This window comes from Pseudomonas sp. PDM10 (assembly GCF_014852295.1).
Lineage (GTDB): Bacteria > Pseudomonadota > Gammaproteobacteria > Pseudomonadales > Pseudomonadaceae > Aquipseudomonas.
In genome coordinates this window covers 504,329-520,225 of sequence record NZ_JACVBJ010000006.1, presented here as the reverse complement: position 1 = coordinate 520,225, position 15,897 = coordinate 504,329, and the positions used below count along the sequence as shown (strand labels likewise).

The 15,897-nt window shown below is 60.5% G+C and carries 14 protein-coding genes; 5 read left to right on the top strand and 9 right to left on the bottom strand.

What is annotated here, in order from left to right; translation table 11 throughout:
* Window positions 1-67: 67 nt before the first annotated feature.
* From IB252_RS22745 to IB252_RS22735, 3 genes are all read right to left on the bottom strand, one after another.
* Window positions 68-1,171 (bottom strand): extracellular solute-binding protein, encoded by a 1,104-nt coding sequence (locus IB252_RS22745; RefSeq protein WP_111451950.1) that lies wholly within the window; start codon window positions 1,169-1,171, stop codon window positions 68-70.
* Between the two features lie 217 nt (window positions 1,172-1,388).
* Complete coding sequence (locus IB252_RS22740) at window positions 1,389-2,837, bottom strand: aldehyde dehydrogenase family protein (RefSeq protein WP_192410321.1); 1,449 nt, start codon at window positions 2,835-2,837, stop codon at window positions 1,389-1,391.
* On the bottom strand, window positions 2,834-4,471 hold the full coding sequence (locus IB252_RS22735; protein WP_192410320.1) for a 5-guanidino-2-oxopentanoate decarboxylase: 1,638 nt from the start codon (window positions 4,469-4,471) through the stop codon (window positions 2,834-2,836). The genes IB252_RS22740 and IB252_RS22735 overlap by 4 nt, the downstream gene beginning before the upstream one ends.
* Before the next feature lie 159 nt (window positions 4,472-4,630).
* Between IB252_RS22735 and IB252_RS22730 the strand changes: the two genes are divergently transcribed.
* The gene (locus IB252_RS22730) at window positions 4,631-5,512 is read left to right on the top strand and encodes a LysR substrate-binding domain-containing protein (protein ID WP_192410319.1); all 882 of its coding nucleotides are present in this window, start codon (window positions 4,631-4,633) and stop codon (window positions 5,510-5,512) included.
* A gap of 107 nt (window positions 5,513-5,619) precedes the next feature.
* On the opposite strand, the gene IB252_RS22725 is transcribed toward IB252_RS22730, so the two are convergent.
* Together IB252_RS22725 and IB252_RS22720 are read right to left on the bottom strand one after the other, a co-directional pair.
* The gene (locus tag IB252_RS22725; RefSeq protein ID WP_192410318.1) at window positions 5,620-6,234 is read right to left on the bottom strand and encodes an NAD(P)-dependent oxidoreductase; all 615 of its coding nucleotides are present in this window, start codon (window positions 6,232-6,234) and stop codon (window positions 5,620-5,622) included.
* A gap of 152 nt (window positions 6,235-6,386) precedes the next feature.
* Complete coding sequence (locus tag IB252_RS22720) at window positions 6,387-7,268, bottom strand: MBL fold metallo-hydrolase (protein ID WP_192410317.1); 882 nt, start codon at window positions 7,266-7,268, stop codon at window positions 6,387-6,389.
* Between the two features lie 114 nt (window positions 7,269-7,382).
* Between IB252_RS22720 and IB252_RS22715 the strand changes: the two genes are divergently transcribed.
* Both IB252_RS22715 and IB252_RS22710 read left to right on the top strand, forming a co-directional pair.
* Entirely contained in the window at window positions 7,383-8,288 is a 906-nt protein-coding gene (locus IB252_RS22715; protein ID WP_225607538.1) for a LysR family transcriptional regulator, read from the top strand.
* 203 nt (window positions 8,289-8,491) lie between these two features.
* Complete coding sequence (locus tag IB252_RS22710) at window positions 8,492-8,713, top strand: hypothetical protein (protein WP_033053702.1); 222 nt, start codon at window positions 8,492-8,494, stop codon at window positions 8,711-8,713.
* A 9-nt stretch (window positions 8,714-8,722) separates the two neighbouring features.
* On the opposite strand, the gene IB252_RS22705 is transcribed toward IB252_RS22710, so the two are convergent.
* On the bottom strand, window positions 8,723-9,619 hold the full coding sequence (locus IB252_RS22705) for a helix-turn-helix domain-containing protein (RefSeq protein ID WP_111451957.1): 897 nt from the start codon (window positions 9,617-9,619) through the stop codon (window positions 8,723-8,725).
* Between the two features lie 188 nt (window positions 9,620-9,807).
* Here IB252_RS22705 and pobA point away from each other — a divergent pair, with 188 nt between their 5' ends.
* Together pobA and IB252_RS22695 are read left to right on the top strand one after the other, a co-directional pair.
* Complete coding sequence (pobA, locus tag IB252_RS22700) at window positions 9,808-10,992, top strand: 4-hydroxybenzoate 3-monooxygenase (RefSeq protein WP_192410378.1); 1,185 nt, start codon at window positions 9,808-9,810, stop codon at window positions 10,990-10,992.
* An 80-nt stretch (window positions 10,993-11,072) separates the two neighbouring features.
* On the top strand, window positions 11,073-12,590 hold the full coding sequence (locus IB252_RS22695; RefSeq protein WP_192410316.1) for an MDR family MFS transporter: 1,518 nt from the start codon (window positions 11,073-11,075) through the stop codon (window positions 12,588-12,590).
* 135 nt (window positions 12,591-12,725) lie between these two features.
* Here the strand turns inward: IB252_RS22695 and IB252_RS22690 are convergent, their stop codons facing one another.
* The 3 genes from IB252_RS22690 to IB252_RS22680 all read right to left on the bottom strand — a co-directional run bounded on the left by IB252_RS22690 (window position 12,726) and on the right by IB252_RS22680 (window position 15,882).
* The gene (locus IB252_RS22690) at window positions 12,726-13,574 is read right to left on the bottom strand and encodes a cache domain-containing protein (RefSeq protein ID WP_111451960.1); all 849 of its coding nucleotides are present in this window, start codon (window positions 13,572-13,574) and stop codon (window positions 12,726-12,728) included.
* A gap of 324 nt (window positions 13,575-13,898) precedes the next feature.
* Window positions 13,899-14,771, bottom strand: coding sequence for an ATPase (locus IB252_RS22685; protein WP_111451961.1), 873 nt, complete (start codon window positions 14,769-14,771; stop codon window positions 13,899-13,901).
* 118 nt (window positions 14,772-14,889) lie between these two features.
* Window positions 14,890-15,882, bottom strand: a complete 993-nt coding sequence (locus IB252_RS22680) for an NAD-dependent epimerase/dehydratase family protein (protein WP_008156077.1) — start codon at window positions 15,880-15,882, stop codon at window positions 14,890-14,892.
* Window positions 15,883-15,897 lie beyond the last annotated feature (15 nt).

Genomic DNA, 15,897 nt, shown 5'->3' with positions numbered 1-15,897 from the left:
CAATCGCGAGCAGGCTCGCTCCCACAGGGGATCTTCAGTGGCTGAAGATCCTGTGGTCGTCACTCGATCAGGAAGAAAAGATTTCCGTGTAACGACGAATCCATTGGTCATGCACGGTGGCCAGGAAGGCGTTGTCGTGCATGATCGCCTTCTCGGCAATCTGCTCAGGCGTGAGGATGAACGGGCTCTTGCGCGCTTCGGCGGAGATGATCGCCTTGGCGTTGACCGGGCCGTTGTAGATGTCTTCAGCCATCTTGCCCTGCACCAACGGGTCCAGAGAGTGGTTGATGAAGGCGTAGGCCATGTCGGTGTCGCCCGGACGGTTCTTCGGCATCACCGATTGCATCAAGTCGGTGTAGAAACCTTCCTTCATGCCAAAGGTTGCACTTAGACCGTAGGCTGGATCGCGGATCTGTTTCGGGAAGAATGCCGGCGCGTACAGGCCGCCCATGTCCAGCGAACCGGTGCGGAACAGTTCGGCGATCTGGTTCGGGTTTTCACCCAGGGTCACTACGCGATCTTTCAGCTCGGCGAGTTTCTTGAAGCCCGGTTCGATGTTGTGTTCGTCACCACCGGCCAGTTTGGCGGCGATGATGATCAGGTCCATGGCCTCGGTCCAGTTTGGCGGCGGCAGGAAGATGTTCGGTGCCAGGTCCGCGTCCCACAGGGCGGCGTAGCTGTCCGGCGCTTCTTTCTGAGTACGCGTGCTGTAAACCAGGCTGTTGCACCAGAGCAGGTAACCGATGCCGTGGCCATTGGCGCCGGTGCGGTATTTCTCCGGCACGTCGACCAGGTTGGGAATGCGGTTGAGGTCGGGTTTTTCCAGCAGGTTGGCGGCGGCCAGACCTTCGGCGCCGACGCCGGCCAGGGTGATGATGTCGTACTGCGGACGATCACCGCCGGCCTTGAGTTTGGCGACCATTTCCGAGGTGCTGCCGGTGCGGTCAGCGATGACCTTGCAGCCGTATTTGTCTTCGAAGGTCGCGGCGATATTGCGCAGGGCTGCCAGGCCGGTGTCATCGGACCAGGTCAGCAAACGCAGGGTCTTGCCCGCAAAGCGTGTGTCGCTGGCATTGGCCTTGATGAACGGCATGCTCATGGCGGCCGCTGCCACCGAGGCTACGCCTACGGTCTTGATGAATTGACGTCTGTTCAGATCATGTTCGCCCATTACGGACTCCCTTTGTTTTTGTAGGTATAAGGCAGGTCGAAACTGTTGCATCCGCGCGACCGATTCAGCATTAGCCCCCGTATTTTCGGGGGTTTGGCTGAGCCAGCGAGTTCATCCTGAGGTCGTGTAAAACACCTGACTATCGATAAAAACTCATCGAAGCCATGACGCCAGCGCATGCCTCATCACGAGGCATGCGCTCACCTTTTTCGTGCCGTCAGACAGCCCGAATCACGTGTTTGATTTCCTGGAAAGCCTGCAAGCCCCAAGGCCCCAATTCGCGGCCGATGCTGCTCTGTTTGTAGCCACCCCAAGCGGTCTGCGGGAAGATCACTTGCGGCGCGTTGATCCACACAAGCCCCGCCTGCAAGGCGTTGGCGACCCGATCTGCCGCTTCGGCGTCGCGGGTGACCACGCTGGCCACCAGGCCGAACTGGCTGTCATTGGCCAGGGCAATCGCCTCGGCTTCGCTGGCAAAACTGCGCACGCAGAGCACCGGGCCGAATATCTCTTCGCACCACAGCGCACTGCCTGGGGGCACGTCCGTGAAAATTGTCGGCTGCAAAAAATAACCGCGCGGCAGGTCTGCCGGACGATTGCCGCCGCACACCAGTTTGGCGCCAGCACTCAAACCGCGATCGATGTGCCCCAGCACGCGCTGGTATTGCGCTTGGTTGACCAGTGCGCCCATTTCCACGTTCGGGTCGAACGGGTCGGCCACGCGAATGGCTTCGGCGCGGGCCTTCAAACGGATGAGGAATTCGTCCGCCAGTTCATCGGCGACCAGCACGCGGCTGGTGGCCGAACACATCTGCCCGGCGTTGAAGAAACCGCCGCCACAGGCCACTTCCACGGCCAGCTCGATGTCAGCATCTTTGAGCACCAGCAGCGAGGATTTGCCGCCCAGTTCCAGGCTCACGCCCTTTACGGTTTCTGCGGCACGTTGCATGACTTGAACACCGACGGCGTTGCTGCCGGTGAAGGAAATCTTGGCGATGCGCGGGTCGGCCGACAACGGCGCACCAACCGCCAGACCCGTGCCGCAGACCAGGTTGAACACGCCCTTGGGCAGGCCGGCCTCGGCGATGATCGTTGCCAGTTCCAGCTCCGGCAGAGGCGTCACTTCTGACGGCTTGAGCACCACGCAGCAACCGGCGGCCAGGGCCGGGGCGAGTTTCCAGGCGGTGGTGACCATCGGGAAGTTCCACGGCACGATCAGGCCGACGACACCGCACGGCTCGCGGCGTACACGAGCGCTGAAGTCGTCGGTTGGCAGCTCGACGTTGCTGTCTTGCTTGGCATCGAGGCCTTCGGCCAGACCTGCGTAGTACTCGAAGGTGGCGATCACGTCGTCGACATCGATGGCCGCTTCAAACAGCGGTTTGCCGTTGTTGCTCGATTGCAGATGCATCAACTGTTCGCGACCGGCCTGCACGCCCGCAGCGATTTTGCGCAGGATCGCGCCGCGCTCGGCGCCAGTGGTTTTCGACCAGTCGGCGAAGGCGTTGGTTGCGGCAGTAACGGCTTGCTCGACCGCGCGTTCATCGCCGCCATTCACGGTGGTCAACAGGGCTTCGGTCGCCGGGTTGATCACACGCAGGTGTTCGTTGCCGGCGGACCATTGGCCGTTGATGTACAGGCCATCCAGAGTCGTAGGGAAACTCATTTCGACACCGCCTTCATCCAAACAGTCTGATCGATTTCAATCAGGGTCGGACCCTGGCGATCGGTGGCGGCGCGCAGTGCGCTGCGCAGTTGCTCGACACCGCAGATGGCTTCGGCGGCACAGCCCAGCGCCTTGGCCACGCCGATGAAGTCCGGGGTGTAGATGTCCACGCCAACCGGCTCGATGGCGCGGTTGACCATGTATTTCTTGATCTCTTCGTAGCCCTGGTTGTTCCACAGCAGGACGATCACCGGGGTGCGCGCTTCAACAGCGCTGGCCAGTTCCGGCAAGGTAAATTGCAGGCCGCCGTCGCCGATCAGGCACACCACCGGAGGACGTGCGCCGTTTTCAACGCTGCCGCCGAGCCAGGCGCCAATCGCTGCCGGCAAGGCGTAACCGAGGGTGCCGTAACCGGTGGACGAGTTGAACCAGCGACGCGGGCGCTCCGGGTTGAACGTCAGGTTGCCGGTGTACACCGGTTGTGTCGAATCACCGACGAAGACTGCGTTTGGCAGTTCGTGCAAGACGGTTTCCAGGAAACGGGTCTGGGCCAGGGTCGGCGCGTCCCAAGTGGCGGCCAGTTCGTCGCGCAAGCGTGCGGCACGGACCTGGCCCCAATCGTTGCGGCGCTCGGCCAGCGAGTGGTGGGACAGTTCGCTCAGCAAGGCTTGGGCGGCGTTGCGCGAGTCGGCTACCAATGCGACTTTCGGCGGGTAGTTGCGCACGGTCTGGTCGGGGTCGATGTCCACACGCAGCAGCACGCCAGGAATCTCGAAACCGCCGGCGAAGGTGATGTCGTAATCGGTTTCGGCCAGTTCGGTGCCGATCGCCAGCACCACGTCGGCTTCAGCCACCAAAGCGCGAGTCGCGACCAGACTTTGGGTCGAGCCGATCAGCAACGGGTGATTGGATTCGAGCATGCCTTTGGCGTTGATAGTCAGGGCCACCGGGGCGTCCAGCCGTTCGGCCAGTTCAGTCAATTCGGCGGCCGCATCGATGGCGCCGCCACCGGCAAGAATCAGTGGGCGCTTGGCACCGGCCAGCAACGCGGTCATGCGGCTGATGGCGCTCGGCGAGGCACCGGCGCGGTCGATGTTCACGGGTACGCTGGCGAGCAGGTCATCGGCCTCTTCTACCAGCACGTCCAACGGAATTTCGATATGCACAGGACGCGGACGGCCGGCCTGGAACAGGGCAAAAGCGCGAGCCAGGACGCCCGGCAATTCAGCCGCCGACATCAAGGTGTGGGAGAACGCCGCAACACCGCCGACCAATGCGCTCTGGTTCGGCAGCTCGTGCAGCTTGCCGCGACCGCCGCCCAACTGGCTGCGCGATTGCACGCTGGAGATCACCAGCATCGGGATCGAATCGGCGTAGGCCTGGCCCATGGCGGTGGTGATGTTGGTCATGCCAGGGCCGGTGATGATGAAACACACACCCGGTTTGCCGCTGGTGCGAGCGTAACCGTCGGCCATGAAACCGGCGCCCTGTTCGTGACGCGGAGTGACGTGGTTGATGCTCGAACGGGCCAGCCCGCGATACAGCTCCACGGTGTGAACCCCGGGAATGCCGAACACCTGCTCAACTCCGTAATCTTCGAGTAACTTGACCAATACTTCGCCGCACGTCGCCATGTCTTTGCCCTTTTTGTTCGTTTGAGACGCCGGACCTGCGCAGTGTTTATGATGAGTGGGCAGGTCCAGGGATGGCCTCATTGGAACGGGCGACACGTAGCCGCAACAATGGATAAAAAGTCATACTAGCCATGTCCTCACGTCATACCTTGGATCCCAATGAAACGATTGCCTCCCCTGCCGGCGCTGCACACTTTTCTGATTACCGCGCAGTGCTGCAACTTCACCCGTGCTGCCGAACAGCTGTACATCACCCAAGGTGCGGTGAGTCGGCAGATCGCCGGGCTGGAAGAACATCTGGGTTATGAACTGTTCATTCGCCAGGCCCGCGGCCTTGACCTGACGGCCGAAGGACGGGAATGGCTGCCACGGGTCCAGCAGATTTTCGGCTTGATCGACGAAGCCGTGGAGCAGATCGGCGAGAAGCGCGAAACCCTGCAACTCAAGGCCCCGACGTGTGTCATGCGCTGGCTGTTGCCACGGCTGGTGCAGTGGCAACGGGAGCGCCCGGATGTGCCGGTGCAATTGACCACCACGGTCAAGCACGGTGTGGATTTTCATCGCGAGCAGTTCGATGCGGCGGTGATGTACGGCGCACCACCGGACAGCGCGCTGGCCTCTTTTCATTTGTTCGATGAGCAATTGACGCCGGTCTGCTCCAAACCTCTGCTGGAAGGTCCCGTGCCGCTGATGACGCCGCAGGATCTGGAACAGCACATGCTGCTGCACCCGACACGGGATGAACGGGACTGGAAGGCCTGGCTGGCCACTGCGGATATTCGCTTGAGCAATGTCGGCAAGGGTCAGCATTTCGAAACGCTGGACCTGGCGATGTCGATGGCGTCCCAAGGGACAGGCGTAGCGATCGGGGATTGGTCGTTGATCGGCGATGATTTGAGTGCCGGGCGGCTGGTCATGCCGTTTGAATTGAAGGTGAAAACCGGGTTGGCGTATTACCTGGTTTTCCCCGAGAAACCCGGGCCTTCGCCGAAGTTGCGCGAATTGATGGGATGGTTGGTGGAGCAAGCCAGTTCTCGCTGATCGTTCCCACGCTCTGCGTGGGAATGCAGCCCGTGACGCTCCGCGTCACTGGACGCGGAGCCTCCCTTGAGGCATTCCCACGCAGAGCGTGGGAACGATCAGTGAACTCAATAGCCGACTGTGAACCGCTGGCGGGAATGCTTCGGCGCTTCCACTTCATCGATCATCGCAATCGCATAATCGGCAAAAGTGATCCAGCTCCGCCCTTCGCTACTCACCAGCAAATCATCTTTGCCAACCCGAAACGTCCCGGTGCGCTCACCTTCGACAAACTCTGCCGACGGCGACACAAAGGTCCAGTCCAGCTGTTTTTCCTGCCGCAGGTTTTCCAGGAACAGCGCACCGGCACTGGCCTCAGCCTTGTACGCCTGCGGAAAACCTTCGCTGTCGATGACGCGGGTTCCGTCCGGCAGCAACAGCGAACCGGCACCGCCCACCACCAGTAGGCGTTTGACGCCGGCCTGTTTCACCGGCCCGATCACGGCGCTGGCAGGAAGGGTCGCGAAGTGCGCAGCGCTGATCACCACGTCATGACCAGCGACTGCCGCTTGCAACGCTTCGGCATCGAGGGCATCGACATTCTTGGCGACCACACCGGCACGCTGACCGATCTTCGAAGTGTCGCGGGCGATCGCGGTAACGCTGTGACCACGACGCAGGGCTTCTTCCAGCAGTTGGCTACCGGCACGACCGGTGGCACCAATGATTGCGATTTTGCTCATGACATTCTCCAGTTGGCGTAGTTGAATCTGATCGTTCCCACGCTCTGCGTGGGAATGCAGCCCGGGACGCTCCGCGTCCCTTCCAGAGCCGAACGCAGAGCGTCCGTTGAGGCATTCCCACGCAGAGCGTGGGAACGATCAGGTACGGCGGGTTACCACTTCATCTCGCCCTTGGCGACTTTGGCGCTCAGTTCAAGCGAGCTTTCTTCACCCAGCGTCGGGTAGCGTTTTTTCATCGCGGCGATCAGCGCGGCAGTGTCTTTTGCCTTGGCGGTTTCTTCGTCGAAGGCCTTGATGTAATCGGCGGTGAACTGCACGGCGGCCAGCGAACGGGCGCTCTCACCGAGGTAATGACCCGGCACGATGGTTTTCGGTTTCAGGGTTTCGATGGAATGCAGCGTAGTCAGCCAATCGGCATGGGACTGCGGCGTCTGGGTGTCGGCCATCCACACGTGAATGTTTTCTGCGACGACAACGCCACCGACCACAGCCTTGATCGACGGAATCCAGACGAAGCTGCGATCCGGCTGCTTGCCATCCAGCCCCACCACCTGCAACTTCTGCCCTTCAAGCATCAGGGTGTCGCCCTTGAGTACATCCGGCACGATGGTTTTGGCTGGCACGTCGGCGCCCATTTTCGGCCCCCAGAACGCCAGTTTGCCGTCGACGGTTTTCTGGATGTGGTCCACGGTCGGCTGCGAGGCAAACACTTTGGCGTTGGGGAATGCGGCGGTCAGGGTGTCGAGGCCGAAGTAGTAATCCGGGTCACCGTGGCTGATGTAGATGGTGGTCAGTTGCTTGCCGCTGGCGCGGATCTTTTCGACCACTTGCTCGGCCTGGGATTTGCCAAATTGTGCGTCCACCAAAATCGCGTCTTTCTCGCCGCTGACCAACACCGAGGTCACCGGGAAGATCGCCTTGTCGCCCGGGTTGTAGACGTCCAGGGTCAGGGTCGATGCAGCCGCTGCGTGGGCGGCGAAACCGAGGGTGGCGGTGGCCAGCAAAATACGTTTAAGCGAGGTGAAGCCGATCATCTGTTGCTCCGGTGTCCGAATGCCGTGCTTGGCGATGGGACAGAGCTTAGTTGCATGACTCAGTACAAAAAATGCGATGCTGGAACATAGTTTGTTTCTGAAAGCGGGCAAATCATGGATCGTCTACAAGCAATGCGGGTGTTCGTCACGGTGGTTGACCTCGGCAGCCAGTCGGCCGCCGCCGATCACCTGGACCTGTCACGGCCAGTGGTTTCGCGCTATCTGGCGGAGCTGGAGGATTGGGTCGGCGCACGCCTGATGCATCGCACCACGCGCAAGCTGAGCCTGACCGCCGCCGGCAGTGAAATCCTGCCTCGATGTCGGCAGATGCTCGACCTGTCCACAGACATGCAGGCCGCCGTCAGCGAGCCGGACGAAGCGCCGCGCGGGCTGCTGCGGATCAGCGTCAGCACTTCGTTCGGTCAGGCACAGCTGGCGGATGCCATGGCCGCTTACGTCAAACGTTATCCCGGCGTCAGCATCGACCTGCAGATGCTCGACCGCACGGTGAACCTGGTGGATGAGCGCATCGATCTGGCGATCCGCACCAGCAACGACCTGGACCCGAACCTGATCGCGCGACGGCTGACGGTCTGCCGCTCGGTGATCTGCGCCTCCCCCGCTTATCTGCTCGAACACCCGACACCGCTGCGGGTCGAAGACCTGAGCCAGCACAATTGCCTGACCCACTCCTACTTCGGCAAAAGCCTCTGGCATTTCGAGGAGGACGGTGAGCAGGTGTCAGTGCCCGTGCAGGGCAACATCAGCGCCAACGAAGCCAGCACGTTGGCGCGCGCGGCGATGGCCGGCGCCGGGGTGGCGATGCTCCCCAGTTATCAGGCCGGCGTGCATATCCACAGCGGCGAACTGATCCGCCTGCTGCCCCGCGCCGAACCCCGGCAGATGAACATTTACGCGGTGTATGCCTCACGCAAACACATGCCAGCGGCGTTGCGCAGCATGCTGGATTTTCTGGTGCTCAGATTCCCCGAGGAGCCGGAGTGGGATATCGGCCTGTAACCGAATCAAAAAACACTGTGAACCCCTGTGGGAGCGGCGGTGCGGCGATCCGACTTGCTCGCGAAAGCGGTCGATCATTCAACAATGATGGCGACTGACCCACCGCTATCGCGAGCAGGCTCGCTCCCACAGGGGGTATCAGCGCTCTGAATGTCGGGGTACATACGCAAGCCGCGTTGCTGGCAACTCACTGGCGCTGACCTATGCTGAAAGTAGTACCGAAGGGTATTCGTTCAGAGGTCAACGCCATGAACATCAAAACAAGAAGATACCTCGCGATTTTCATCACCTGCGCGGCCACGCTCGCGCTGTATGGCACCGCGGCCTGGCGCGTTGAGCAGTTGCGACAAGTACCCCGTGAATACGCAAGCTGCAACTTCGAACGCTGCATTCCCCACAACGCGACCCTCAACGCCCTCAAGTAACGAAGGGGATCAGGCCTCGTTATCCTGATCGGCCTTCAAGCGGTCGCGAAATGCCTTGGGCGAGATCCCCACTCGACGCCGGAACAGGCGCGTGAAGTTGGTCGGATCAGAGAACCCCAACACGTCGGACATTTCATAAATGGTCATGCTGGTGTAGGTCAGCAAGCGCTTGGCCTCCAGCAATTGACGTTCGTGCATGATCTGCAACGCCGGTTGTCCCGCCAGCTCACGGCAGGTGCCGTTGAGGTGGGACACGGAAATCCCCAGCCGATGCGCCAGGTCCTCGACCTTGACGTGCTGGCGATAGGTCTCTTCCACCAGCTGGATAAAACCGTTGAGGTATTCCCGGGCACGCTGCGGACGCTGGCTGGCGTTGCGGCGGGAAATCACCTGGCGGCTGATCCACACCATGATCACGCTGACCAGCGAATGCATGAGCATTTCGCGAGCTGGCTGGTGGCCGGTGTATTCGTCTTGCAGCGCTGAAAACAGACTGTTGAGGTATTCGCCTTCCTTGCCCGCCGGATAACTCTCGGCCTGGGCCAGTGCGTTCACCGAGTTGCCCAGTTGCGCCTGAAGATGAGCAACCAGCGGTGCGGCAAGGGTCACGACAAACCCTTCGACGTCCTCGGAAAACCGATAGCCATGCACCGATAACGGCGGCAAAACCAGAATCGCCGGCTCGGTCAACTGCGTACGTTTGCCTTCGATTTCAAGCTCTGCCTGACCTTTGAATACGAAGAGCAACTGGCACAAGTCGGCGTGGCGGTGGGGTTTGATTTCCCATTGGTGTTCGCGGCTGCGTTTGGAAATGGTTTCACAGTGCAGCAAGTCCGGGGTCGGCCAATCCAGGCTTTCACCGTAGAGCTTGAACACTGGAATCGAAGGTAGGTCAGGCTTGTTCATCACTTCAATCCAGGCCTCGGGGGTAGGCGGGCGATAATCGCACCGATTGGCAAAATGTACAGGTATCGGCTCAGTTTTCCCCTTCAATTGACAGACTCGCGAGAGAAAAATGCAAGCACTCGATCCATAAAAATTATTCACCGGCCCTGGTCGTGTGAAGCTTGCGAGTCATAAAAACAATGAAAATGCTGAAAACCCAAATCGCCATCATCGGCGCCGGTCCGTCCGGTTTATTGCTCGGCCAATTGCTGCACAACGCCGGCATCGACACCCTCATTCTCGAACGCCAGACCCCGGATTATGTCCTCGGACGAATCCGTGCCGGCGTCCTCGAACAAGGCATGGTAGAGCTGTTGCGCCAGGCCGGGGTGGGTCAGCGCATGGACGCCGAAGGGCTGGTCCACACAGGCTTCGAACTGGCCCTCGACGGACGCCGCGTACACATCGATCTGCACGCCCTGACCGGAGGCAAAACGGTGATGATCTACGGTCAGACCGAGGTCACCCGCGACCTGATGGCCGCTCGTCGGGAGGCCGGTGCGCAGACGATTTACGAGGCACGCAACGTCGTTCCTCACGGGATGAAAACCGAAGAGCCGTTCGTGACTTTTGAGAAGGACGGCGAGCTGTATCGACTCGATTGCGACTACATCGCCGGGTGCGACGGTTTCCATGGCGTGGCCCGGCAGTCGATTCCTGCCGAGTGCCTGAACGTGTTCGAGCGGGTCTATCCGTTTGGCTGGCTAGGCATCCTCGCTGACACGCCGCCAGTCCACGAAGAGCTGGTTTACGCCCGGCATGAGCGCGGTTTTGCCCTGTGCAGCATGCGTTCGGCCACCCGCACTCGCTATTACCTCCAGGTACCGGCCGACGAGCACGTCGAGAACTGGTCTGATCAGCGCTTCTGGGATGAACTCAAATCCCGTCTGCCTGGCGCCTTGGCAGCATCGTTGGTCACTGGGCCTTCTATCGAAAAAAGCATCGCGCCGTTACGCAGTTTTGTCGTCGAACCGATGCAGTACGGGCGGATGTTTCTGGTCGGCGACGCCGCGCACATCGTCCCGCCCACCGGCGCCAAGGGCCTGAACCTGGCGGCCAGCGACGTCAGTACGCTGTTCAACATTCTGCTGAAGGTTTACCGGGAAGGCCGTGTGGATTTGCTGGAGAAATACTCCGAGGTCTGCCTGCGTCGGGTATGGAAAGCCGAACGGTTTTCCTGGTGGATGACCTCGATGCTGCACCGTTTCGATGAACACGACGCCTTCAGCCAGCGGATTGCCGAGTCAGAACTGGAGTACTTCGTCGACTCCGAGGCCGGTCGAAAAACCATTGCAGAAAATTACGTCGGCCTTCCATACGAGGCTATCGAATAGCCTGCTACCGACTTACACTGGCGAGCATCCCCGCTCGCCTTGCTCCTTGCGGGTCAATCACTGTCCGCAGGTTCAAACCCGTGACCAATCTCAACCAGCCTGAAACGCCCAAACCGGCCATTCGCAGCGTGTTGATCGCCCTGATGCTGGCAATCTTTCTGGGCGCGCTGGACCAGACCATCGTCGCCGTGTCGATGCCGGCCATTTCCGCACAATTCAAGGACGTCAGCCTGCTGGCCTGGGTAATTTCCGGCTACATGGTGGCGATGACGGTGGCCGTGCCGATCTACGGCAAACTGGGCGATCTGTACGGTCGCCGCACGTTGATGCTGTTTGGCATGGGGTTGTTCACGGTCGCATCGTTTTTCTGCGGCATGGCCCAGAGCATGGAGCAGCTGGTGCTGGCGCGGATTCTTCAGGGCATCGGTGCTGGCGGGATGATTTCGGTCAGCCAGGCGATCATTGGCGACATCGTGCCGCCCCGGGAACGTGGCCGCTATCAAGGCTATTTCAGCAGCATGTACGCCGTGGCCAGCGTGGCCGGCCCGGTACTCGGCGGTTACATGACCGAGTACCTGTCATGGCGCTGGGTGTTCTTGATCAACCTGCCGTTGGGCCTCGGTGCCTGGCTGGTGGCCAATCGAACGCTGGTGGGTTTGCCAGTGCCGCAACGCAAACCAATCATCGATTACCTCGGCACGGTGCTGATGATCATCGGCTTGACCGCCTTGTTGCTGGGCATCACTCAAGTCGGCCAGGGCCATTCATGGCGCAGTGCCGACGTGCTGGGCCTGCTCGGTTGTGCAGTGTTGGTATTGGCGCTGTTCGTCTGGCATGAACGCCGGGCGCGGGAGCCGCTGCTGCCGATGCATTTGTTCGCCAATCGCAATGCGATCCTGTGCTGGTGCACGATCTTCTTCACCAGTTTCCAGGCGATCTCGCTGATTGTGTTGATGCCGCTGCGTTTCCAGAGCGTGACCGGCGCCGGGGCCGACAGCGCCGCGTTGCACCTGTTGCCGCTGGCGATGGGTTTGCCGATTGGCGCGTATTTCGCCGGCCGCCGGACCTCGGTGACCGGGCGCTACAAGCCCATGATCCTGACCGGCGCCCTGCTCATGCCGATCTCGATTCTCGGCATGGCGTTCAGCCCTCCCCAGGCATTTGTGCTCAGTAGTCTGTTCATGTTGCTCAGCGGGATCGCCAGCGGCATGCAGTTCCCGACGTCCCTGGTCGGAACGCAGAACGCGGTGGCACAACGGGACATCGGTGTCGCCACCAGCACCACCAACCTGTTCCGCTCACTGGGCGGTGCGGTGGGCGTGGCGTTGATGTCGGCACTGCTGCTGGCGTTGTTGCAGGACTCAAGTTTCGCCCACCTGGCCGGCTCTTCGATGATTGCCGAGGGCAGTTCTGGGAATGTCTTGCTCGATGGTTTAAACGCTGCGCCGGGGGATGCGCAGAACGCCTTGCGCGCTGAGCTGCTGCTGACGTTCCGGCATTTGCTGATGGTCAGTGCGGCGGTGTCGCTGCTGGGGCTGGCGGCGGCGGTTGCCATGCCGGATAGGGTCTTGCGTGGGCGAGAGGATAAGGTTCGGTAGAAGGACCGAGTCGGCTGCAATCGCGAGCAGGCTCGCTCCCACATTGGATCTGCGTCATACACAAATGCTGTGATCACTGGAGATCTACTGTGGGAGCGAGCCTGCTCGCGATTACGGTGTGTCAGGCACCACTATTCAAGGGCTGTAATACCCGACAGCCACCAGAAAATGCCCGACCTTTTTCAGGTAGGCATGTTTGTCCTCGACCTTGCCAGTCACCGGGTTTTTCCAGCGGTACTCGTATTCGCCATCGTCCTGCCTGGCCATCAGCGCCAGGATCGGCTCTCCAACCGGCTTGCCTTCCGGATCCTTGATCTTGCTGAAATCGGTATTGATCAACCGCAGGTTGGTGCCATGGGCGACATAACGCTGGTTATCCAGGTCGACGACGAAGACGTACAGGTCATCCTGCAAGTAACCGCCCTTGAGGGAGTTGATGGCCGTGAGCGTGCCCTTCTCGTCCTTGGCCAGATCGGCCGCTGCTTTGTTCAGCAACGCCATCGCCTGTTCCGCTGAGGCCCGTGGCAAGTAGTAACCGACCGCCAGGATCCGCTGACCGACGCGCTGGTAGAACACATGCTTGCGTTCGACCTTGCCGTCGGACCAGTTCTGCCAGCGATATTCGGCTTGCTGGATGCCATTGCCCTCCGGCACTTTCAAGGCGTCTTTGAAGGCTTTCTGCAAATCCGGCCCGAGCACATCGGACACATCACGGCCAATCAACGCCGAAGACGGCCCGCCGCTGGCGAGCATCACGCCTTTGGTGTCGACCACGAACACGTAACGATCCTTGTCGACAAACTCGCCCTGACGGCTGAAAGCAGCGAAGGCCTTGTCGCCATGGTCGTGGTAGTACGCCAGGGCTTTTTCCAGCAAGGCTTTGGCCGCCTGGCTGTCGTCCTTTTCCGTGCCGGCGGCTTGAACCTGGCCCAGACACAGCAAAAGCATCACGCCCAGCAAGGCCAACCTATGCAAAAACCCCATTGCGCATCCCTCGTTCTTGTTGGTGTTTCAAGAGCGTAGCCGGCTTGGGGATATGTATGAATATTCAGGAAAGCACAGAACACGATCATGCAGCCTGCGGGGTGAGGTGTGGCGAGGCGAGGTGAGGTGATTGTGGCGAGGGGATTTATCCCCGTTGGGCTGCGAAGCGGCCCCTGTTTTTCCAGCCACCCCGCGTCCAATGGACTACGACGGCTTCGCCGCCTAACGGGGATAAATCCCCTCGCCACAATCCCCTCTTCTCACCTCACCTCACCTCGCCAGCTGCACCAGCTGCTAAAGCAGCTTGGTGTAGCTGGTTGGTTCTTACGGCCTTGCGCGCAGCTGCTGCTGCAGATTCTGGATCTGCGCCTGAAGGGAGTTGATGGTGCGGGTGACCTGGCTACGGAAGGCGTCGAATTCGGCGGTATTGGTCCCGCCTGACGTCGCGGCCGAGCGATTGTCCTGTTGGCTTTTGAGGATAATGACTTCCTGCTCCAGGCGCTCGATGGCGGCGCTCGGGTTGCCTTGTTTCTTCAGGGCAACGATGTCGGAGCCAAGGCTTTTAAGTTGCGCGTCGAATTTGTCGGTGTCCGTCAGGTTACTTTTCAGCACGGCTACATCGCTGTTCAAGACTTTGACCTGAGCCTGCAATTGAATGGTGGCAGTCTGTTGTTCGCTGCCTTGCCCGGTTATCTGCGCCAGGCGCTTATCCAGCTCGGTGGTCTGTGCACTCATCTGCGCCAGGCGCTTGTCCAGATCGGTGGTCTGGCCGACAACGCCCTGCTGTTGTTTGCTTTGATCCTGGAGTTTGCTTTCCAGCTGTTTGATTTGCAGCTTCAAGGCTTCGCTGTCGCTGTTGACGTTGGTCTGACTGGCGACAACCTTGCCGGAAATGTCCTGCAAGCGCCCCGCCGCTTCTTCACTGATACGCGCGAAACTTTCCTGGGTCGCCACCAATTGCTGTTCCATCAGCGAGAGCTGCTGAAAGCTCCACCAGGCCAGACCTGCAAACGCGAAGAACAAGGCGCCAACCAGCGCCCACAGCGGGCCGGTGCTCGGACTTTTGACTTTGACGACTGGCGTGGTCCGCGAATGCACGGAGGTGCGAGCGGTGGTCGGAAAATCATCGTCGTCGAGGCTGTCGGCACGCAGGCTCGGCAGATCGAAGTCGTCGTTGGCATCGTTACGCATGGACATTGAGTCAACCTTTGTGGAACGCGGTGATGGCTTGATGCGGCGCAGTATAACCCCCACTGCCGCATCGATTGACCCTCAACCCCGAACTCGGTTCAGTGTGGCGGCGCTAACCCGTGCGTCAGCGGATGTCCTGGGCCTTCCACCAGCCGCAGAATTCATCGAGGGCGGTCCAGAGACTGACTTTTGGATCGTAGTCCAGATAATGCCGGGCGCGGCTGATGTCCAGGGTGAAATTTTTGTTCATCACCTGCATGCCCAGGCGCGACAGGGTCGGCTCGGGACGACCTGGCCACAGTTTGCACACACCCTCATTGAGCGCCGCCACGGTGTAGGCCAAACCGTAGGAACGGTGGCGCGTGACCTGTGGGACATCCATCTTGCGCATCACGTAATTGACCACGTCCCACAACGGCACCGGCGTGCCGTTGCTGATGTTGTAGGCCTTGCCCAACGCCGAACCGCTGGCCAGCAAACTGCTGAGCAATGCTTCATTGAGGTTTTGCACGCTGGTGAAATCAACCTTGTTCAGGCCGTTGCCGATGATCGCGAGCCGTCCTTTGCGCTGCATTTTCAGCAGCCGCGGAAAAATGCTCATGTCGCCAGCCCCCGTCACGAAACGCGGGCGCAGGGCCAGGGTTTCGAGGCCGAACTCCTGAGCGCCGAAAACCTTTTGCTCGGCCAGGTATTTGGTCGCGGCGTAGGGATGCTTGAAGCGCTTGGGCACCTGTTCTTCGGTCAGCCCCAGGTGATCGCGGCCATCAAAGTAGATCGACGGCGACGACAAATGCACCAGTCGCCGAACCCGCTGTTTCAGACAGGCCTCGACCACGTTTTCCGTGACCTGCACGTTGCCTTGATGGAAATCCTGATAACGCCCCCACAAACCGACCGCACCGGCGCAATGCACCACGGCTTCAACGTCTGAGCACAGGTCACGTGCCAGTTCCGGGTCGCTCAAGTCACCCTGGATGAACTCGGCGCCACGACGCACCAGATGCTCCACACTTTCGGCCCGGCGACCGTTGACCCGCACGTCCAGGCCCTGCTCCAGGGCAAAACGCGCAAAGCGCCCGCCGATGAAGCCGCTTGCGCCGGTAACCAGAATCTTCATGAATTGCTCCGAATA